The organism is Pantoea eucrina (assembly GCF_020079945.1).
GTDB classification, from domain to species: domain Bacteria; phylum Pseudomonadota; class Gammaproteobacteria; order Enterobacterales; family Enterobacteriaceae; genus Pantoea; species Pantoea eucrina.
Genome location: NZ_CP083448.1, coordinates 813,705 through 834,395, shown reverse-complemented (window position 1 = coordinate 834,395; position 20,691 = coordinate 813,705). Strand labels below are relative to the sequence as shown.

Below are 20,691 nucleotides of genomic sequence, written 5' to 3'. Positions count from 1 at the left end.
TGCAGTTAAACCCACAGGATTATGAGTATATGGGGATGCTTATCCGACATTCAATGTCACAGCGGTGAGAAAAGTAAAAGGGGAATAAAATTCCCCTTTTTTAAGATAACAACGTGATTTGGCTGCTTATTTATTCGCCAGAAGCTTGTGCTTCATGCTTACCATAAATCAGCATTGGATCGGACTCGCCATCAATCACCGAATCATCGATAACCACTTTCTCGACATCTTCCATTGAAGGCAGGTCATACATGGTTTCCAGCAGCGCCGCCTCAACGATAGAACGCAGACCGCGCGCACCGGTTTTACGCGACATCGCCTTTTTAGCGATAGCCGTCAGCGCTTCGTCGCGGAACTCCAGCTCAACGCCTTCCAGGTTAAACAGCGCCTGATACTGCTTGGTGAGCGCATTTTTCGGCTCGCGCAGGATCTGAATCAGGGCTTCTTCGCTCAGCTCGTTCAGCGTAGCAACCACTGGCAGACGACCGATAAATTCCGGAATCAGACCAAATTTGATCAAATCTTCCGGTTCTACCTGTGACAGCAGTTCGCCTTCGCTGGCTTTTTGCGATTTGCCTTTTACTGTCGCGCCAAAGCCGATACCCGATCCGGTTTCTACACGCTGCGAAATCACCTTATCAAGGCCGGCAAATGCGCCGCCGCAGATAAACAGGATTTTCGATGTATCAACCTGCAGGAACTCCTGCTGCGGATGTTTGCGGCCACCCTGAGGCGGGACAGCGGCAACGGTGCCTTCGATCAGCTTCAGCAGGGCCTGCTGTACGCCTTCGCCTGACACATCACGCGTAATAGAAGGGTTATCAGACTTACGGGAGATTTTATCGATCTCATCGATGTAGACGATACCGCGCTGCGCCTTCTGCACATCATAGTCGCACTTCTGCAGCAGCTTCTGGATGATGTTTTCTACATCTTCGCCCACGTAGCCCGCTTCGGTCAGCGTAGTGGCGTCCGCCATGGTAAAAGGCACATCCAGCAGGCGCGCCAGCGTCTCTGCCAGCAGTGTCTTACCGCTACCGGTTGGGCCGATCAGCAGGATGTTACTTTTGCCCAGCTCAATACCGTTGCTGGTATCGCCATTGCGCAGACGTTTGTAGTGGTTGTAAACGGCAACCGCCAGCACTTTTTTCGCCTTTTCCTGACCAATAACATAGTCATCGAGATGGTGACGAATTTCATGTGGCGTTGGCAGAGCGCTACGCTCGCGATGGGGCGCAACCTCTTTGATCTCTTCACGAATGATGTCATTACATAAATCGACACATTCGTCGCAAATATAGACTGACGGCCCGGCAATCAGCTTACGGACTTCATGCTGGCTTTTGCCGCAGAAAGAGCAGTACAGCAACTTACCTGAACCGTCTTTGCGCTTATCTGTCATCAGCTAACCTCTTTTCGTTCTCAGACCTACTCTGGTGTACGGCACTGGCCGTACAACAACGGCCGGTATGCATGCAACTCATCTGCCTGCCCCCCGTTAACTATAGCGTAAGGGCCAGGCAGGTGCGTCTTATTGACGGTGTGTCAGTATAGAGTCAACCAGGCCATACTCTACCGCTTCGCTGGCAGAGAGGAAACGATCGCGTTCGGTATCGCGCTCAATCTGCTCCAGCGATTTGCCGGTATGCTCAGCCATCAGCTCATTCATGCGCTGTTTTACTTTCAGAATTTCACGCGCGTGAATTTCAATATCCGTTGCCTGTCCCTGATAGCCGCCCAGCGGCTGGTGAATCATCACGCGGGAGTTAGGCAGGCAGAAACGTTTACCTTTGGTTCCTGCCGTCAGCAAAAACGCGCCCATTGAGCACGCCTGGCCCATACAGATGGTGCTGACGTCCGGCTTAATGAATTTCATGGTGTCGTAGATCGACATACCAGCCGTAATCACGCCACCCGGTGAATTGATGTAGAGATAGATATCTTTTTCCGGATTCTCTGCTTCCAGAAACAGCATCTGCGCCACAATCAGGTTCGCCATGTGATCTTCAACCTGACCGGTCAGAAAGATAACGCGCTCTTTAAGCAGGCGGGAATAGATGTCGTAAGAACGCTCGCCGCGCGAGGTTTGTTCGACCACCATTGGCACCAGCGCATTAGTTGGTGCAGTAAATTCACGATCGCCACTGTATGACATTACCGTCTCCTGATAAATTTCATTGGCAACATTCTGTACCGATTCTACGTGAGACGCGCTGCGAAAACTATGCACAGCCGCCTCGTTCCGACATTTCAGGACGGTTAATCAGCCAGCCTCACGGTTCTCTCGCATTCTTCCTCTATCTGGGGATGCTGCCCGGTTGTTTCAAGCATAACAACCTTTTCTCTATTCGCTAACCTGGAAAAAGAGCATAACGGATAATTTGCCGCTTAATTAGTCAAATAGCGGTGCAGGAAGGGGGTTTTTATCATAAATATAAAAAAGCCCGCGACAGGAGGTCGCGGGCTGAGCACATTCCGTTAAGTGATTAATCAGGCCGCAGAGGTCTGGTTCATCAGCTCCTGGAAAGAGGTCGCTTTGTCGGTAACCTTGGCTTTCGCCAGCAGAGCCTCGACCGCCTGCTCTTCCAGCGCAACGTTGCGCATGTTGTTCATCAGCTCGCTGTTCTTGCTGTAGAACTCGATAACTTCCTGCGGATCTTCATACGCAGAAGCCATCTCTTCAATCAGCGTCTTAACGCGATCTTCATCCGCTTTCAGCTCGTTGATGCGGATCACTTCGCCCAGCAGCAGACCTACAACAACGCGACGTTTTGCCTGCTCTTCGAACAGCTCACGTGGCAGTTCCAGCGCCTGCTTCTCATTGCCACCAAAGCGCTGAGCAGCCTGACGACGCAGCACGTCGATTTCGCCATCAATCAGAGCGGCTGGCACGTCGATGTTGTTCGCTTCAACCAGACCATCCAGAACCTGAGACTTCACGCGGTTACGGATAGCGCCTTTGAGCTCGCGCTCCATGTTTTTACGCACTTCTGCACGCAGGCCATCAACTGAACCATCTTCTACGCCGAAACGTTTGATGAAATCAGCGGTCAGCTCTGGCAGTTCACGGGTTTCAACTTTCTTCAGAACGATATCAAACTTCGCATCTTTCCCTTTCAGGTTTTCTGCGTGGTAATCGTCCGGGAATTTAACGTCGATAGTAAAGGTGTCACCCGCTTTCTTACCGGTGATGCCTTCTTCAAAACCAGGGATCATACGACCCTGACCCATCGCCAGTACGAAGTCAGACGCTTTACCGCCTTCAAACTCTTCGCCATCAACAGAACCGTTGAAATCGATGGTAGCGCGATCTTCAGCGGTAGCCGCTGCGTCAGTCTCTTTCCAGGTAGCCTGCTGCTTCTGCAGGGTATCCAGCATCGCGTCAACGTCTGCATCGGTCACTTCAACAACCGGTTTTTCAACTTCGATTGCGTCCAGACCCTGTAATTCCACTTCCGGGTAGACTTCAAACTCAACCGCATAGGTAAAGTCTTCGCCTTCTTTATACTCACCCGGCACGTAGTCAGGCGCGCCTGCTGGATTGATTTTCTCTTTGATGATGGCGTCAACAAAGTTACGCGTCATCAGCTCGCCCAGCACATCCTGGCGAACAGAGGCGCCGTAGCGCTGATTGATGATATGCGATGGCACTTTACCTTTACGGAAACCATCGATACGGACTTTCTTAGCCACTTCAATCAGTTCTTTCTTAACTGCAGCGTCAATGCTGTCAGCTGGAATAGTAATCGAAATGCGGCGGCCCAGACCCTGGGTGGTTTCTACTGAAACTGTCATTTTGTTACCTCAAAAAATCACGTGCTCGGTCAACTTCAGACACCACACAATTAATGCGCCGTATCCAATAACCGGGACGGCCTCTGCGGGCAGAACCACATCCCTGTCACCAGAAGCGTCCCGAAGACATTCCGGAAAAATAGACGCCGCATTATAGCGGCATCGCCGGAATGAGTCGAGGCTGCAAACTCACCACTTTTTAACGACTTTGCTGCTTTTTTGCGCCGCAGATCGCGTTTAGCGTCTGAGAAACGAAAAAACGGCCCGCAGGCCGTTTCAGGAAAGGTTGAAGATGCCAGCATCAGGCAAGCGTACCGGCACCCCGGCAGTTAGGCGAAGCCAGGACAGTATCCTGCAGCCCGTGCCACTCTTTTTGCGTGTAGGTATGCAGCGCCAGCGCGTGTACGCTGCCTGCCAGTTCCGCAGACAGTTCGCCATAGATGGCGCGATGCCGCTGTAAAAAGCGCTGGCCGGTAAAGTGATCGCTGACAATCACCACTTTAAAGTGACTTTCAGAACCGGCAGGCACGTTATGACGATAGCTTTCATCATGCACTTCGAGGTGTGCAGGTGTGAAAGCGTTGCGCAGCTTTTCTTCTATTTGTTCGCGAATCATTGTTTACACCCTCTCCGGCGAGCGCTGTGCCCCATCTGTTTAAATATTAGTAGGTTTTGCATTACTGCCCGGTAAAAATCAGAAAATATTCCCGCTCTGCAGCGCATCATAACCGGCAATCCGGGCGGGTCAACCTGCGGGTTTTCCTCCGGGCTGAAAAAAGCCTTTACAATCAATTTCCCGGTGGCTGGGGCTTTTTTCACCTCGCTGCAATGCTATGATGACGCCGGATTTATCTCCCAACCTAACGCTAATGAGAATGAGTATGTTGAAAAAACTGTTATTCCCTCTGCTGGCTGCTTTTGTTTTAGCCGGCTGTGCCAGCAACAGTACAACCCTGAACATTCAGCCAAAGATCCAGCTGCCACAACAGGATCCGAGCCTGATGGGCGTTACCGTCAGCGTAAACGGTGCCGATCAGCGCAGCGATCAGGCGCTGGCAAAGGTTAACCGCGATGGACAGCTGGTTACGCTGACGCCATCACGCGACCTGCGTTTTCTGCTGCAGGAAGTGCTGGAGAAGCAGATGACCTCCCGCGGATATATGATTGGCCCGAACGGCGCAGTGGATCTGCAGATTGTGGTGAATGGCCTCTACGCTGACGTCACGCAGGGTAACGTGCGCTACAGCATCACCACGAAAGCGGATATCTCTATTATTGCCACGGCGAAAAATGGCAACAAGCAGGTGAAAAACTACCGTCAGACCTACAGCATTGAAGGCGCTTTCAATGCCACCAACGACAAGATCACCAACGCTGTGAATGCGACGCTGAGCGATGTGATCGCCGATATGGCGCAGGACACCAGCGTAAACAACTTCATTAAACAGAACGCACGCTAACCGCTCCGCTGTCATCTGCCCGGCCGTCTGTGCCGGGCACTACCTCAGGCTGGCTATGACCTCTCACTATCTGCGAATATTTACCCAACGTAACGCGGCGGTACTGCTGCTGCTTGGTTTTGCTTCCGGCTTGCCGCTGGCGCTGACCGCAGGCACGCTGCAGGCATGGATGACCGTAGAGAATGTCGACCTCAAAACCATTGGCTTCTTTTCGCTGGTAGGACAGGCTTACGTTTTCAAGTTTCTCTGGTCGCCGGTGATGGACCGCTATACGCCGCCGTTTCTGGGACGTCGCCGGGGCTGGCTACTGCTGACTCAGCTGGCGCTGATTGCCGGCATTGTCGCGCTCGGTTTTATGCATCCGGCTCAGGATTTAACGCTGCTGGCGGCCATCGCCGTGCTGGTCGCATTCTGTTCCGCCTCTCAGGATATCGTTTTTGATGCGTGGAAAACGGATATCCTGCCGCCGGAAGAGCGCGGCAGCGGCGCAGCGATTACGGTGCTGGGCTATCGCCTGGCGATGCTTATCTCCGGCGGGCTGGCACTCTGGCTTGCCGATCGCTATCTGGGCTGGCGCGCAACCTACTGGCTGATGGCGCTGCTAATGATCCCGGGGCTGATTGCCACGCTGCTGGCTCGCGAGCCCGCTGCGGCTAAACGCGAGCCGCATACGCTGCGCCAGGCCGTTACGTTTCCTCTGGCGGATTTTTTTCAGCGTAACAATGCCTGGCTGCTTATCACCCTGATCATCCTTTATAAGCTGGGAGATGCCTTCGCGGCGTCGCTGACAACAACCTTTCTTATCCGCGGCGTCGGCTTCAGCGCGGGCGATGTTGGCCTGGTGAATAAAACGCTGGGGCTGCTGGCGACGATTATCGGCGCACTCTATGGCGGCGTGCTGATGCAGCGTCTGAGCCTGTTTCGCGCTCTGATGCTGTTTGGCATTCTGCAGGCCGTATCGAACGCCGCTTACTGGCTGCTGGCGGTTACCCCGCCCCACCTCTGGAGCATGGCCAGCGCGGTGTTTATTGAAAATCTGTGTGGTGGCATGGGAACAGCAGCCTTTGTGGCGCTGCTGATGACCATGTGTAATAAAGCGTTCTCTGCCACCCAGTTCGCTCTGCTCTCAGCGCTGGCTGCTGTTGGCCGCGTTTATGTGGGTCCGGCCGCCGGCTGGCTGGTTGAGCTATGGGGCTGGTCAGCTTTCTATGCGTTTACCGTTGTGGCTGCGCTACCGGGACTGCTGCTGCTGTGGCTTAGCCGCACCACGCTTCTTCAGATGCAGCAGAGCGGCACGTTTATTCCGCGTACCAGCTGGCCTGTGGGCTATCGCTGGATTGTCCGCCTGTTCACCGCAGGCTGCACGTTACTGGGCTGCTGGCTGCTGACGCTGGCGCTAACAGCTGCAGGCGCAGAATCGCTGACTGCGCTGCTGACGCCACTGTTTGAGGCGGGCATCGGCATTGCCGTTCTGGCCGTTATGCTGGGCGTGGTACTCGACTGTCTGGCTCTGAGGAAAACCCACCGGCTCGCTGAGCGATAGCCAGACACTATTTGCAGGCGCTATTTATTTTGTTTAAAAATAGCACCTGCGAATTAGCGCAAATAGCATTTTTTTCATCGCGAAATAAAAACATTAATTTAACAACATCGGGCGATATTTAAATCCGGTGAGCAATCAGTTTGTGGGAAAATTATCGCTCAAATGATGCATAATTGTTAAATAAGTGAGCATTAAAAGTACGGTTTATGCTTTCCCTGTTTTTTCTGCGGTTTCTGTCATTGCTTTTTGTTATATTGCCGCCAACTGCTTGTCGCGGTTAATAATTTGTCACTCTGCGTAACATCTGTGACTCCCTTAGCAAAAGGTGTCAACACCCTTCTGACACATCCTTAAGCTGGTTTACACTGCATAAACCTTACCGTAAAATGCGCGCACACTTAAACGACAATAGAGCCCTTGTCATTGAGGTCGTTAAATGAGACTCATGAAATACAATAAATGTTTGGGGATTTTGTCATTAATCGCAGGCGCTGTATTACTCAGCGGCTGCGATAGTGCGTTGTTAAATCCCAAGGGACAGATTGCAATGGAGCAACGTTCACTGATTCTGACAGCCTTTGGCTTGATGATGATTGTCGTTATTCCGGCAGTCTTAATGGCTGTTGTGTTTGCCTGGAAATATCGGGCGACCAATACCGAAGCGAAGTACAGCCCTAACTGGTCACACTCTAACAAAGTGGAAGCCGTGGTCTGGACCATTCCGATCCTGATCATCATCTTCCTCGGCGTGCTGACCTGGAAATCAACGCATGCGCTGGAGCCGGCTAAACCGCTGGTCTCTGACGTTAAGCCTGTTGAGATCGATGTGGTTGCACTGGACTGGAAATGGCTGTTCATTTACCCGGAACAGGGTATTGCCACCGTTAACCAGATTGCCTTCCCGGCAAATACGCCAGTTAACTTCAAAATCACCTCTAACTCCGTGATGAACTCGTTCTTCATTCCTACGCTCGGCAGCCAGATCTACGCCATGGCGGGCATGCAGACCAAACTGCACCTGATCGCCAATGAGCCAGGAACGTTTGACGGTATCTCATCAAACTTCAGTGGTCGCGGTTTCTCTGGCATGAAGTTCAAGGCCATTGCAACTAAAGATGATGCGGAATTCCAGCAGTGGGTTGCCAAAGTTAAAGCGGCACCTAACACGCTGACCACCATGGATGAGTTTGAGAAACTGGCTTCGCCAAGTGAGAATCATCCGGTGGAATATTTCTCAACTGCGAATCCTGAACTCTTCAAGCAGATTATTGATAAGTTCAAGATGAGCCACGGGAAAATGGACATGTCACACGAAGGCATGGACATGAATCACGCCGCTGCTGCGGGAACCGGGGAATAATACGATGTTCGGAAAATTAACACTGGATGCAGTGCCGTACCATGAGCCTATTATCATGGTTACGGTCGCCGCTATCATCATTGGTGGTCTGGCGCTGGTTGCCGCCCTCACCTATTTTGGTAAGTGGAAGTATCTGTGGTCAGAATGGCTTACCTCCGTTGACCACAAAAAACTGGGTATCATGTATATCATCATGGCATTCGTCATGCTGCTGCGCGGCTTTGCCGATGCAGTAATGATGCGTACCCAACAGGTTATGGCTTCTGCCGGTGAGGCGGGCATTCTGCCTCCGCACCACTACGATCAGATCTTCACTGCTCACGGCGTGATTATGATCTTCTTCGTGGCAATGCCATTCGTTGTAGGTCTGATGAACATCGCGGTTCCGCTGCAAATCGGTGCCCGTGACGTTGCGTTCCCGTTCCTGAACAACCTGAGCTTCTGGTTTACCGCGGTCGGTGTGATCCTGGTGAACATCTCTCTGGGTGTGGGCGAGTTCGCACAGACTGGCTGGCTGGCTTATCCGCCGCTTTCTGGCGCGGAGTATAGTCCTGGCGTCGGGGTCGACTACTGGATCTGGAGTCTCCAGCTCTCAGGGATCGGGACCACGCTGACCGGTATCAACTTCTTCGTGACCATTCTGAAGATGCGTGCGCCGGGCATGGACCTGTTCAAAATGCCGGTCTTTACCTGGGCATCACTCTGCACTAACGTCCTGATCATCGCTGCGTTCCCGGTTCTGACCGTGACGCTGGCACTGTTGACGCTTGATCGTTACCTCGGCTTCCATTTCTTTACTAATGATATGGGCGGTAACATGATGATGTACGTCAACCTGATCTGGGTCTGGGGTCACCCGGAAGTGTACATCCTCGTTCTGCCGGTCTTTGGTGTCTTCTCTGAAGTTACCGCGACGTTCTCGAAAAAGCGTCTGTTTGGTTACACCTCACTGGTGTGGGCAACCATCGCCATTACCGTACTGTCGTTCATCGTCTGGCTGCACCACTTCTTCACCATGGGTGCGGGCGCTAACGTTAACGCCTTCTTCGGTATCATGACGATGATCATCGCGATTCCGACCGGGGTGAAAATCTTTAACTGGCTGTTCACCATGTATCAGGGTCGTATTGAGTTTAACTCAGCGATGCTGTGGACCATCGGCTTCCTGGTGACCTTCTCAGTCGGTGGTATGACCGGCGTACTGCTGGCCGTACCGGGCGCAGACTTTGTCCTGCACAACAGCCTGTTCCTGATTGCACACTTCCATAACGTTATCATCGGTGGTGTTGTCTTCGGTTGCATGGCCGGTGTGACTTACTGGTTTCCGAAAGCATTTGGCTTCACGCTGAACGAAACCTGGGGTAAACGCGCCTTCTGGTTCTGGATCATCGGCTTCTTTGTTGCCTTTATGCCGCTGTACGCACTGGGCTTCATGGGTATGACCCGTCGTCTGAGCCAGGATATCGATCCACAGTTCCACTCGCTGCTGGTTGTTGCAGCTGGCGGTGCGGCGCTGATTGCCTGCGGTATTCTGTGCCAGCTGGTTCAGTTCTGGGTATCGGTACGTGACCGCGATCAGAACCGCGATCTGACTGGTGACCCGTGGGGCGGTCGTACGCTGGAGTGGGCAACCTCTTCACCACCACCGTTCTACAACTTTGCTGTTATCCCTCATATCCACGAGCGTGATGCGTTCTGGGAAATGAAAGAGAAAGGCGAAGCGTACAAGCAGCCAGAAAAATATGAAGAAATTCATATGCCGAAAAACAGCGGCGCGGCCATTGTTATCGCTGCATTCGTAACAGTCTTCGGTTTCGCCATGATCTGGCATATCTGGTGGCTGGCGGGTCTCACTTTCCTGGGCACTATCGTGACCTGGATTGTGAAGAGCTTCGATGAGGACGTGGATTACTACGTTCCGGTTGCTGAAATCGAGCAGATCGAGAAGAAGCACTTTGATGACATCAGCAAAGCAGGTCTGAAATAATGTCGACTCAAACCGTAAAACACCACCACGACGCCCATGCGGAGCATGGGCATCACGATGCAGGAGCCAATAAAGTCTTTGGCTTCTGGATCTACCTGATGAGTGACTGCATTATCTTCGCAACGCTGTTTGCGACCTATGCAGTAATGGTCAACAACACTGCCGGTGGCCCGGCAGGTAAAGATATTTTCGAACTGCCGTTTGTGCTGGTTGAAACCGCGCTGCTGCTGCTGAGCTCCATTACTTATGGAATGGCAGTGATTGCGATGAACAACCAGAACAAAGGTTCGGTCATTGGCTGGCTGGCCCTGACCTTCCTGTTCGGTGCCGGATTTATCGGGATGGAAATCTATGAATTCCATCACCTGATTGCGGAAGGCTTCGGTCCAAACCGTAGTGGCTTCCTTTCTGGCTTCTTTACTCTGGTTGGTACGCACGGTCTGCACGTTACCTCTGGTCTGATCTGGATGGCGGTTCTGATGTTCCAGATCGCTAAACGTGGTCTGACTGAGAGCAACCGTACCCGTATCATGTGCCTGAGCCTGTTCTGGCACTTCCTGGATGTGGTGTGGATCTGCGTATTCACCGTTGTCTATCTGATGGGGGCCATGTAATGAGTCATTCTGTAAACGAACATGGTGCATCACACGGTAGCGTGAAGTCTTACATGATCGGCTTCATCCTCTCTATCATCCTGACGGCGATCCCGTTCTGGATGGTAATGGATGGCAGTGCCTCACACGGCACCATCCTGGGTGTGGTTCTGGTGTGTGCAGTGGTTCAGGTGCTGGTGCACCTGGTCTACTTCCTGCATCTGGACAGCAAATCAGAGGGTGGCTGGAACATGGTGGCCATTGTCTTCTCAGCAATCATCATTCTGATTGTTGTGATCGGTTCACTGTGGATTATGTGGAACCTCAACTACAACATGATGGCCCACTAAAGAGTCACGCGTAATGATTAAGCAATACCTGCAAGTAACAAAACCAGGAATTATTTTCGGAAATTTAATTTCTGTCATCGGTGGATTTCTGCTGGCCTCTAAAGGCAGCATCGATTATCCCCTGTTTCTCACCGCGCTGGCTGGCGTATCGCTGGTGGTCGCATCGGGTTGTGTATTCAACAATGTGATTGACCGCGATATCGACATCAAAATGGAGAGAACGCGGAACCGGGTTCTGGTCAAAGGCCTGATCTCGGCGAAAGTAAGCCTGGTTTATGCCACTGCGTTGGGTATTGCTGGCTTTGCGTTGCTGTATTTCGGCGCCAACCCGCTGGCCATGTGGCTGGCGGTCATGGGCTTCGTGGTCTATGTTGGCGTTTACAGCCTCTATATGAAGCGTCATTCGGTCTATGGAACGCTGATCGGCAGCCTCTCCGGTGCTGCGCCACCGGTAATTGGCTACTGCGCAGTCACCAATGAGTTTGATGCTGGCGCATTAATTTTACTGGCTATCTTTAGCCTGTGGCAGATGCCGCACTCCTACGCGATTGCCATCTTCCGCTTTAAAGATTACCAGGCCGCCAACATTCCGGTTCTGCCGGTGGTGAAAGGCATCTCTGTGGCGAAAAATCATATTACGCTCTACATTCTGGCGTTTATGATTGCCACGCTGATGCTCTCACTGGGTGGTTATGCGGGCTACAAATATCTGATCGTGGCTGCGGCGGTCAGCGTCTGGTGGCTGGGTATGGCACTCTCAGGTTACAAAACCTCAAACGATAAAGTCTGGGCGCGTAAACTGTTTGTGTTCTCTATCATCGCCATCACCGCGCTGAGCGTCATGATGTCAGTTGACTTCATGGCTCCCGCATCCAAAGACCTGCTCACTTACGTCTGGTAAGCGGGCACCGTCACTCTGAGAAAGGGCGCGATTTTCGCGCCCTTTCTTTTTGTTACCACTGCTTAAAAACAAATGTTTTACCCGCCCTCCCCTGCTCCCTAAAATGGGTGCTAAATGCCCGAAATAAATCGATTTGCAGCAACAGGGTGTTACTGGCTGCTGCAGCATGGTGCATGACAGGCAGACACTTACAGAGGTTGGAATGAACGACAATAAAATGACGCCGGTAGAGCTGCGCGCTACATGGGGTTTAGGTACCGTTTTTTCCCTGCGTATGCTCGGAATGTTTATGGTTCTGCCGGTACTTACTACTTACGGCATGGCGTTGCAGGGTGCCAGCGAAACCCTGATTGGTCTGGCAATTGGTATTTATGGTCTGGCACAGGCCATTTTTCAGATCCCCTTCGGGCTGCTTTCCGATCGTATCGGACGCAAGCCGCTGATTGTCGGCGGCCTGCTGCTGTTTGTCCTTGGCAGCGTGATCGCCGCCACGACAACCTCAATCTGGGGCATTATTCTTGGTCGCGCCTTACAAGGCTCCGGCGCTATTGCCGCCGCCGTAATGGCGCTGCTGTCCGATCTCACCCGTGAGCAGAACCGCACTAAAGCGATGGCGTTTATCGGTATCAGTTTTGGCGTGACCTTTGCGATTGCCATGGTGGCCGGACCCATTGTCACGCACGCGCTGGGGCTGCATGCGCTGTTCTGGATGATTGCGCTGCTGGCAACGCTGGGTATCGTTATCACGCTGCTGGTCGTGCCGAATGCGCGCGGTCACGTGCTTAACCGCGAGTCCGGGATGGTAAAAGGCAGCATTCGCGCCGTGCTGGCCAATCCCGGACTGCTGAAGCTTAATATCGGCATTCTCTGTCTGCACGTGCTGCTGATGTCGAGCTTTGTCGCCCTGCCCGGCCAGTTTGAACTGGCAGGCCTCCCGGCAGCTGAGCACTGGAAAATCTATCTGGTGACCATGCTGGTTGCCTTTGTCGCCGTAGTGCCGGTCATTATCTACGCCGAAGTAAAGCGCCGTATGAAGCGGGTTTTTGTCAGCTGCGTGGCGCTGATTATCATTGCGGAAATCGTTCTCTGGGGAGCAGAAGGCCACTTCTGGACGCTGGTGGCTGGCGTGCAGCTCTTTTTCCTCGCGTTTAACGTAATGGAGGCCATTCTGCCCTCGCTGATCAGCAAAGAGTCACCGGCTGGTTATAAGGGCACCGCCATGGGTATCTACTCCACCAGCCAGTTTCTTGGAGTGGCGATTGGCGGCAGCCTCGGCGGCTGGATTTTTGGTCATATTGATGCGCAGACGGTATTTCTCATCGGAGCGATTATCGCTGCGGCCTGGCTGTTTGTTGCGATGTCGATGCAGGAGCCGCCTTACGTCAGCAGCCTGCGGCTGGTACTGAGCGACGCCGTGCTGGCCGTGCCGAATCTGGAAAAACGTCTGAAAGCTCAGCCTGGCGTGGCATCCGTATTTATCGTGCCGGAAGAGAAAAGCGCGTATATCAAAATCGACAGCAAAGTCACGAGCCGCGTTGAGATAGAGGCGCTGCTCGCCAGCTGCTGAATCTGAAGCCCGACCATTGCGTCGGGCTTTTTTTTACAGCGATCTATCCGGCATGGTGCGCTGTCGATCTATCGCGGTACGGCGTGCGCCAGAGAGGATTAATCGCGGAAGTTTTTGAACTGGAACGGCTGGCCAAGGTTGCCACCGCGCACCAGCGCCATGGCGCCCTGCAGATCGTCGCGCGATTTGCCGGTCACGCGCAGTTCGTCGCCCTGAATCTGCGTCTGCACCTTAAGCTTGCTGTCTTTGATCAGCTTCACCAGCTTTTTGGCAACGTCGCTTTCAATGCCTTTTTTCAGTTTGGCTTCTACGCTCCAGCTTTTACCGCTGTGTTCAATCTCTTCCGGCACCTCAATCGCAGCGTTTTCAATACCGCGCTTCAGTAGCTTTTCACGCAGAATATCGACAATCTGCTTCACCTGAAAATCGGACTCGGTGGTGATTTTAATCGTCTCGTTCTTCTCATTCAGCTCAACGCTGGCGGTGACGTTACGAAAGTCGAAGCGGGTTGAGAGTTCACGGTTGGTATTTTCTACCGCGTTGCGGACTTCCTGCAGCTCGACTTCGGAAACGATATCGAAAGATGGCATCTTTTCTTCTCCTGATACTAAAGTGACATGCATAATACGCGTCTTGCTGCGCTAATAAAACACGCGGCAGCTCAAAGCTATACTGAGTATGTGATGTGAAAATACCCCGCCAGCAGGAGGCAGAATGAAAATTACCGTGCTGGGTTGCGGCGCGCTGGGGCAGGTCTGGCTGACTGCGCTGGCCCGTCAGGGTCACGACGTACAGGGCTGGCTGCGCGTGCCGCAGCCCTACTGTTCCGTTAACGTCACCGATCTGCAGGGCGAAGTGAGCAATCACACCTTTATCGCCAACGATCCGCTGTTTCTGGCGCGCAGCGACCTGTTGCTGGTTACCCTGAAAGCGCCACAGGTTTCGCCAGCGATTAAAAATCTTCAGAGCGTGCTGCGCGCGGACATGCCGGTTTTGCTGCTGCATAACGGTATGGGAACGCTGGAGGAGCTGCGCGATTTGACGCAGCCGCTGCTGCGCGGCATCACCACCCATGCGGCGATGCATGACGGGACAGTGATCCGCCACGTGGCGGCTGGCATCACGCATATCGGACCGGTCAGCCGTGACGCCGCGCCGTTGAGCCATCTCGCGGATCTGCTGCATCAGGCATTACCTGACGTTGCCTGGCATGATGATATTGCCTCCGCCTGTTGGCGCAAGCTGGCGGTGAACTGCGTTATCAATCCGCTAACGGTAGAGCATGAGTGCCTGAACGGCGCGCTGCGCGCCTGGCCGGAGCAGATCGATACGCTGTGCGACGAGCTGGCGCTGCTGCTGACGCGTGAAGGACAGCATATGGATGCAGAGACGCTACGCGCCATTATTTATGACGTTATCGACACGACTGCCGCCAATGTCTCTTCTATGCTGCAGGATATCCGTACGCAGCGACAAACTGAAATTGATTATATTACCGGCTATCTGCTGCGCCGCGCGCGCAGTCAGGGCATTACGCTGCCGGAGAATAGCCGCCTTTATGATCTGGTAAAACGTAAGGAGTCACAATATGAACGCCAGCCCATCCGTACTGGTATGCCTCGCTCATGGCAGTGAAGAGACCGAAGCGGTCACCACCATCGACGTGCTGGTGCGCGGCGGCATCACTGTCACCACCGCCAGCGCAGAGAGTGACGGCACACGGGAAATTATATGCTCGCGCGGCGTGCGCCTGCTGGCTGATGCCCCTCTGGCAGAAGTGGCAGATAACGATTTTGACGCCGTTGTTCTGCCCGGTGGTCTGAAAGGTGCGGAGACGTTCCGCGACAGCCCGCTGCTGGTGGAAACGGTGCGCCAGTTTCATCTGACAGGCAAAATTGTGGCGGCTATTTGCGCAGCGCCAGGCACGGTACTGGTGCCGCACGATCTTTTTCCGGTCGGGAATATGACCGGCTTTCCGGGCCTGAAAGAGACAATTCCGGATGCGAAATGGATGGAGCGCCGCGTGGTATGGGATCCGCGCGTCAATCTGCTCACCAGCCAGGGACCGGGTACAGCGTTTGATTTTGCATTAAAGCTGGTGGATCTGCTGCAGGATAAAGAGACCGCACGCGAAGTCGCCTCACAGCTGGTGCTGGCGGCAGGCATTTATAATTATCAGGAGTTCGACGAGCGCGAATAAAGTGCGCCTCTGCGAATTCCGTTGCGCGAAATTAATTCCGGTATCACCGTAGGGGGTGCATTAATGCGCCCCTGGGCCGAATCGGATGCCGCACATAAACCAGGGCGCCATTAATGGCGCCCCTACGAAGCCAGACGTAGGGGGCGTATTAATGCGCCCCAACAAATTCCGGTGATATCCCGGCGGATAATCCCGGTGGCGCCCCTGACGTGCTATGGGCGATAAACTTTAACGTTTGTAAAACCCTGCTCGTGCAGATAAAGCGCCTGCAGTTTGCTCATCACGCCACGATCGCAATAGAGCAGCCAGGTCCGGTTCTGATCCAAATCGCCAAACTGCGTGCTGAGCTTATAGAACGGCAGCGACTTCACTTCCACGCCGCTGAGATCCAGCGGGGAAGCGTCCTGCTCGTCAGCGGCACGGATATCGAGCACCACATCGTTAGTGCCAAAAGAGTCCACGGTCTCTACTTCCACCACTTCTTCTTCGGTCTGTTCAGCAATCTCGCGGATATCGAGATTAGTCGCTTCCTGCACCACGCGCTGAAGAATATCGAAGTTGAAATTCTGCTCTTCCGCTTCAATTTTGCCTTTCACCGCTTTAACCGTCGGGCTCTTTGAGATAACGCCGCAGTATTCCGGCATGGTGCGGGCGAAATCTTCCGTACCGATCTGCCGCGCCACGTTAATAATATGCTCTTTATCGTGTGAAATCAGCGGACGCAGGATCAGCGTATCGGATGCGTTATCGATCAGGCGCAGGTTGGTCAGCGTCTGGCTCGATACCTGACCCAGCGCTTCGCCGGTCACCAGCGCCTGTACACCGTAGCGCTCGGCAATCATTGACGCAGCGCGAACCATCATGCGCTTCAGCACCACGCCCATCTGCCCGTCATCAACGTTTTCCAGAATCTCGCCGACGACCGGCTCAAAATTGATGGCGACAAAGCGCACGCGGTGTGAGCGGCCAAAACGATTCCACAGATAGTGTGCTACCTGACGCACGCCAATCTCATGTGCCGCGCCGCCAAGGTTAAAGAAGCAGTAGTGCACGCGGCAGCCGCGTCGCATCAGCATGTAACTGGAGACACCGGAATCAAAGCCACCGGAGATCAGCGACATCACATCTTCCTGCGTGCCGATTGGAAAGCCGCCCAGCCCTTCAAAGCGACCGGTAATCAGCAGCAGACGATCGTCTTCAATCTCCAGATTAACTGTCTCATCCGGCTGCTTCAGCTGCACGCGCGCGCTGGCGATATGCTGATTCAGGCCGCCGCCTACATAGCGCTCCACATCCTGTGAACTGAAGCTGTGGGTGCCGCGACGTTTCACGCGCACGCTGAAGCTTTTATTTTCCAGGCGCTCACGGTTCAGCGCCAGCGTCTGCTCAAAGATATCGTGCATATCGGTGTAAGCACGATCTTCAACGGCGAGCACGTGGTGGATACCAGGAATACGCGTCAGCTCATCCACTATGGTTTCACGCAGCGCTTCGTTTTTGGCGCGCACTTCAATGTGATCCCAGTGACGCACCACCTTGATATCCTCATTCAGAGAACGCAGGGTATTGCGGATATTGCCGGTAAGAATTTTGATAAAGCGCAGCCGCACCGACTGACTTTTGATGGTGATTTCAGGGAAGAGCTTGATGATAAACTTCATGGCGACACAGCTTCGTTGGGCAAATAAGTGCTAAAATCATCAGCACTTAGCTGGTAAGATCATAATATTGCGGGGATCGCGAGAGCGTCCGCATCCGAGGCGCAAAAGTATACCACCTTTACTGCGTGACTGCTTCTGCTACCGCAATCACATTCAACATTTTGCTTATTATTCCCCGTCGGCTACCATGACCGATTGCATGAAGATGTCCCAAACTGTGAGTCGACACTGATTATGCCGAAAAAAGCCGAAGCGCCCGTGAGTTTTGAAACCGCCCTGCAGCAGCTGGAGCAGATTGTGAGCCGGCTGGAAAGCGGCGAGCTGCCGCTGGAAGAGGCGCTGAATGAGTTTGAGCGCGGTGTGCAGCTGGCGCGCAGCGGTCAGCAGACGCTGCAGCAGGCTGAACAGCGCGTACAGATCCTGCTGAGCGATGATAAAACGGCCGACCTTACCCCTTTTACGCCGGATAACGACTAATGGATTTTGTCCAGCTACAGCAAACCTATCATGAGCGCGTAAATCAGGCGCTGACACGTTTAATAGATCCACTGCCTTTTCAGAGTTCCCCGCTGGTGAATGCCATGCATTATGGGGCACTATTAGGAGGTAAGCGTCTGCGTCCTTTTCTGGTCTATGCCACTGGTGAAATGCTTAACGCCGACGCAGCCAGCCTTGATGCGCCTGCCGCCGCCACAGAGTGTATCCACGCCTATTCGCTGATCCATGACGATCTGCCGGCGATGGATGATGACGCACTGCGCCGCGGACAGCCTACCTGTCATATTCGTTATGGTGAAGATACGGCCATTCTGGCGGGCGATGCGCTGCAAACGCTGGCCTTCTCTATTCTGGCTGATGAACCGATGCCGGGCGTCAGCGCGGCAACGCGCGTGAGAATGATCTCTGAACTGGCGCAGGCCAGCGGCGTTGCCGGTATGTGCGGCGGCCAGGCGCTGGATTTAGCGGCCGAAGGCAGACAGATCGATCTGGCGCAGCTTGAGCAGATTCATCGCCATAAAACCGGCGCACTGATCCGTCTTGCCGTGCGTCTGGGTGCGCTGGCTGCAGGCGAGCCGGCTCGCCTGGCGCTGCCGCTGCTGGACACCTATGCTGATGCTATCGGCCTGGCGTTTCAGGTGCAGGATGACATTCTGGATGTCACCGGCGATACCGCCGTGCTGGGCAAAACCCAGGGCGCCGATCAGGCGCTGGGCAAAAGTACCTACCCTGCCCTGTTAGGGCTTGAGGGCGCGCGTACAAAAGCGCAGGCGCTCTATCAGGAAGCTTTGGGGGCGCTGGAGATCCTCGCCGGCCAGGGCTATGACACAAGCGTATTACAAGCGCTGGCAAGCTTCATAATTGAACGCGATAAATAACTTTCATAATGAGTCTCTGATGAGTTTTGATATTGCAAAATACCCGACACTGGCGTTAGCAGGCACGGTGCAGGAATTACGTTTACTGCCGAAAGAGAAACTTCCGGCCCTGTGCGACGAGCTGCGTCAGTATCTGCTGGATAGCGTCAGCCGCTCATCCGGCCACTTTGCGTCGGGTCTGGGCGTTGTCGAGCTGACCGTCGCATTGCATTACGTCTACAACACCCCGTTTGACCATCTGGTCTGGGACGTAGGTCATCAGGCTTATCCGCATAAAATTCTGACCGGACGCCGCGATCGCATCGGCACCATCCGGCAGAAAAACGGCCTGCACCCGTTTCCGTGGCGCGGTGAGAGCGAATATGACGTCCTGAGCGTCGGACACTCCTCCACCTCCATCAGCGCCGGTCTCGGCATGGCGGTCGCCGCCGAGCGGGAAGGTAAAGGTCGCCGCACCGCCTGTATCATTGGCGACGGCGCAATTACCGCCGGAATGGCGTTTGAGGCGATGAACCATGCCGGCGATATCAAGCCCGATATGCTGGTGATCCTCAACGACAATGAGATGTCGATCTCGGAGAACGTTGGCGCGCTGAATAATCGCCTGGCGCAGATCCTCTCCGGTAAAACCTATTCGCGCCTGCGCGAAGGCAGCAAGCGCGTGCTGGACGGTCTGCCGCCGATTAAAGAGCTGGTGAAGCGCACCGAAGAGCATCTGAAAGGCATGGTGGTGCCCGGCACGCTGTTCGAGGAGCTGGGCTTTAACTACATCGGTCCGGTTGACGGGCACGATGTACTGACGCTGGTCAGCACGCTGAAGAATATGCGCGATCTTAAAGGTCCGCAGTTCCTGCATATCATGACCAAAAAAGGCAAAGGCTATGCCCCTGCCGAGCAGGATCCTATCGCCTGGCATGCCGTACCGAAGTTTGACCCGGCCAGCGGTGCGCTGCCAAAAAGCGTGCCTGGTCTGCCGAGCTACTCGAAGATTTTTGGCGACTGGCTGAGCGAGATCGCCGCTGACGATCCGCGCATGATGGCGGTCACGCCGGCGATGCGTGAAGGCTCTGGCATGGTGAGTTATTCGCGCGCCTATCCGCAGCAATATTTTGACGTGGCGATTGCTGAACAGCACGCCGTGACCTTTGCTGCCGGCATGGCGATTGGCGGTTACAAGCCGGTCGTGGCGATTTACTCCACCTTCCTGCAGCGCGCTTACGATCAGGTGATCCACGATGTGGCGATTCAGCAGCTGCCGGTGCTGTTTGCTATCGACCGCGGCGGTATTGTCGGCGCGGATGGTCAGACGCATCAGGGCGCATTTGATATCGCCTATCTGCGCTGCGTGCCCGGCATGGTGATTATGACGCCAAGCGACGAGAATGAGTGTCGCCTGATGCTCTACACCGGCTATCACTATCAGGCGGGTCCGAGCGCGGTGCGCTATCCGCGCGGTACCGGTACCGGTGCCACGCTTGAGCCGCTTACCAGTCTGCCGCTGGGCAAAGGGGTGGTGAAGCGTCAGGGTGAAAAGCTGGCGATCCTCAATTTCGGCACGCTGCTGCCGGATGCGCAGGCCGCGGCTGAAGCACTGAACGTCACGCTGGTAGATATGCGCTTTGTGAAACCGCTGGATGAAACCCTGATTCGCGAGCTGGCGCAGAGCCATGATGCGCTGGTGACGCTGGAAGAAGGTGCCATCATGGGTGGCGCCGGCAGCGGCGTAAATGAGTTTGTGATGGCGAAACGCCTGGCCGTGCCGGTGCTCAACCTTGGCCTGCCAGATGAGTTTATTCCACAGGGTACTCAGGAAGAGGTGCGTCACGACTATCAACTGGATGCCGCCGGCATTCAGCAGCAGATCGCTGCCTGGCTCGCGCAATAACTCCCCTCTTCGC

At 54.2% G+C, this 20,691-nt stretch carries 19 protein-coding genes; 13 read left to right on the top strand and 6 right to left on the bottom strand.

Going from position 1 to position 20,691, the window contains the following annotated elements:
* Positions 1 to 130: 130 nt before the first annotated feature.
* From clpX to bolA, 4 genes are all read right to left on the bottom strand, one after another.
* Positions 131 to 1,402 carry an ATP-dependent protease ATP-binding subunit ClpX gene (gene clpX, locus LAC65_RS03825; protein ID WP_039382987.1) on the bottom strand — a complete coding sequence of 424 codons (1,272 nt, stop codon included), beginning with the start codon at positions 1,400 to 1,402 and terminating at the stop codon, positions 131 to 133.
* 129 nt (positions 1,403 to 1,531) lie between these two features.
* Entirely contained in the window at positions 1,532 to 2,155 is a 624-nt protein-coding gene (gene clpP / locus LAC65_RS03820) for an ATP-dependent Clp endopeptidase proteolytic subunit ClpP (RefSeq protein ID WP_010616837.1), read from the bottom strand.
* A gap of 335 nt (positions 2,156 to 2,490) precedes the next feature.
* On the bottom strand, positions 2,491 to 3,795 hold the full coding sequence (gene tig / locus LAC65_RS03815) for a trigger factor (protein ID WP_039382986.1): 1,305 nt from the start codon (positions 3,793 to 3,795) through the stop codon (positions 2,491 to 2,493).
* Between the two features lie 301 nt (positions 3,796 to 4,096).
* Positions 4,097 to 4,411, bottom strand: coding sequence for a transcriptional regulator BolA (gene bolA, locus LAC65_RS03810; protein ID WP_039382985.1), 315 nt, complete (start codon positions 4,409 to 4,411; stop codon positions 4,097 to 4,099).
* Positions 4,412 to 4,676: 265 nt separating this feature from the next.
* On the opposite strand from bolA, the gene LAC65_RS03805 reads away from it, so the two are divergent.
* The 8 genes from LAC65_RS03805 (at position 4,677) to LAC65_RS03770 (ending at position 13,556) form a co-directional block, all read left to right on the top strand.
* Positions 4,677 to 5,255 carry a lipoprotein gene (locus LAC65_RS03805; protein WP_039382984.1) on the top strand — a complete coding sequence of 193 codons (579 nt, stop codon included), beginning with the start codon at positions 4,677 to 4,679 and terminating at the stop codon, positions 5,253 to 5,255.
* 55 nt (positions 5,256 to 5,310) lie between these two features.
* On the top strand, positions 5,311 to 6,798 hold the full coding sequence (gene ampG / locus LAC65_RS03800; RefSeq protein WP_039382983.1) for a muropeptide MFS transporter AmpG: 1,488 nt from the start codon (positions 5,311 to 5,313) through the stop codon (positions 6,796 to 6,798).
* 436 nt (positions 6,799 to 7,234) lie between these two features.
* Entirely contained in the window at positions 7,235 to 8,158 is a 924-nt protein-coding gene (cyoA, locus tag LAC65_RS03795) for a cytochrome o ubiquinol oxidase subunit II (RefSeq protein WP_039382982.1), read from the top strand.
* Between the two features lie 4 nt (positions 8,159 to 8,162).
* Positions 8,163 to 10,145: a cytochrome o ubiquinol oxidase subunit I gene (cyoB, locus tag LAC65_RS03790; RefSeq protein WP_039382981.1), complete on the top strand. Its 1,983-nt coding sequence runs from the start codon at positions 8,163 to 8,165 to the stop codon at positions 10,143 to 10,145.
* The gene (locus LAC65_RS03785; protein ID WP_039382980.1) at positions 10,145 to 10,759 is read left to right on the top strand and encodes a cytochrome o ubiquinol oxidase subunit III; all 615 of its coding nucleotides are present in this window, start codon (positions 10,145 to 10,147) and stop codon (positions 10,757 to 10,759) included. Before cyoB ends, LAC65_RS03785 begins: the two co-directional genes overlap by 1 nt.
* A complete protein-coding gene (locus tag LAC65_RS03780) occupies positions 10,759 to 11,088 on the top strand; it encodes a cytochrome o ubiquinol oxidase subunit IV (RefSeq protein ID WP_039382979.1) in 330 nt (109 codons plus the stop codon). The genes LAC65_RS03785 and LAC65_RS03780 overlap by 1 nt, the downstream gene beginning before the upstream one ends.
* Positions 11,089 to 11,101: 13 nt before the next feature.
* Positions 11,102 to 11,989, top strand: coding sequence for a heme o synthase (gene cyoE, locus LAC65_RS03775; RefSeq protein WP_039382978.1), 888 nt, complete (start codon positions 11,102 to 11,104; stop codon positions 11,987 to 11,989).
* A gap of 202 nt (positions 11,990 to 12,191) precedes the next feature.
* Entirely contained in the window at positions 12,192 to 13,556 is a 1,365-nt protein-coding gene (locus tag LAC65_RS03770) for an MFS transporter (RefSeq protein WP_039382977.1), read from the top strand.
* Between the two features lie 98 nt (positions 13,557 to 13,654).
* Here the strand turns inward: LAC65_RS03770 and LAC65_RS03765 are convergent, their stop codons facing one another.
* Complete coding sequence (locus LAC65_RS03765; RefSeq protein ID WP_039382976.1) at positions 13,655 to 14,146, bottom strand: YajQ family cyclic di-GMP-binding protein; 492 nt, start codon at positions 14,144 to 14,146, stop codon at positions 13,655 to 13,657.
* Positions 14,147 to 14,270: 124 nt separating this feature from the next.
* Between LAC65_RS03765 and panE the strand changes: the two genes are divergently transcribed.
* Positions 14,271 to 15,191, top strand: coding sequence for a 2-dehydropantoate 2-reductase (panE, locus tag LAC65_RS03760; protein WP_039382975.1), 921 nt, complete (start codon positions 14,271 to 14,273; stop codon positions 15,189 to 15,191).
* Positions 15,145 to 15,756 (top strand): protein deglycase YajL, encoded by a 612-nt coding sequence (gene yajL / locus LAC65_RS03755; protein ID WP_039382974.1) that lies wholly within the window; start codon positions 15,145 to 15,147, stop codon positions 15,754 to 15,756. The genes panE and yajL overlap by 47 nt, the downstream gene beginning before the upstream one ends.
* Before the next feature lie 212 nt (positions 15,757 to 15,968).
* Here the strand turns inward: yajL and thiI are convergent, their stop codons facing one another.
* Positions 15,969 to 17,417, bottom strand: a complete 1,449-nt coding sequence (thiI, locus tag LAC65_RS03750) for a tRNA uracil 4-sulfurtransferase ThiI (protein WP_039382973.1) — start codon at positions 17,415 to 17,417, stop codon at positions 15,969 to 15,971.
* Between the two features lie 234 nt (positions 17,418 to 17,651).
* Between thiI and xseB the strand changes: the two genes are divergently transcribed.
* The 3 genes from xseB to dxs are packed head-to-tail and all read left to right on the top strand — an operon-like array spanning position 17,652 to position 20,678.
* On the top strand, positions 17,652 to 17,894 hold the full coding sequence (gene xseB / locus LAC65_RS03745) for an exodeoxyribonuclease VII small subunit (protein WP_039382972.1): 243 nt from the start codon (positions 17,652 to 17,654) through the stop codon (positions 17,892 to 17,894).
* On the top strand, positions 17,894 to 18,793 hold the full coding sequence (gene ispA / locus LAC65_RS03740) for a (2E,6E)-farnesyl diphosphate synthase (RefSeq protein WP_039382971.1): 900 nt from the start codon (positions 17,894 to 17,896) through the stop codon (positions 18,791 to 18,793). The genes xseB and ispA overlap by 1 nt, the downstream gene beginning before the upstream one ends.
* Before the next feature lie 19 nt (positions 18,794 to 18,812).
* Positions 18,813 to 20,678: a 1-deoxy-D-xylulose-5-phosphate synthase gene (gene dxs / locus LAC65_RS03735; RefSeq protein WP_039382970.1), complete on the top strand. Its 1,866-nt coding sequence runs from the start codon at positions 18,813 to 18,815 to the stop codon at positions 20,676 to 20,678.
* The last annotated feature ends 13 nt before the right edge of the window (positions 20,679 to 20,691 follow it).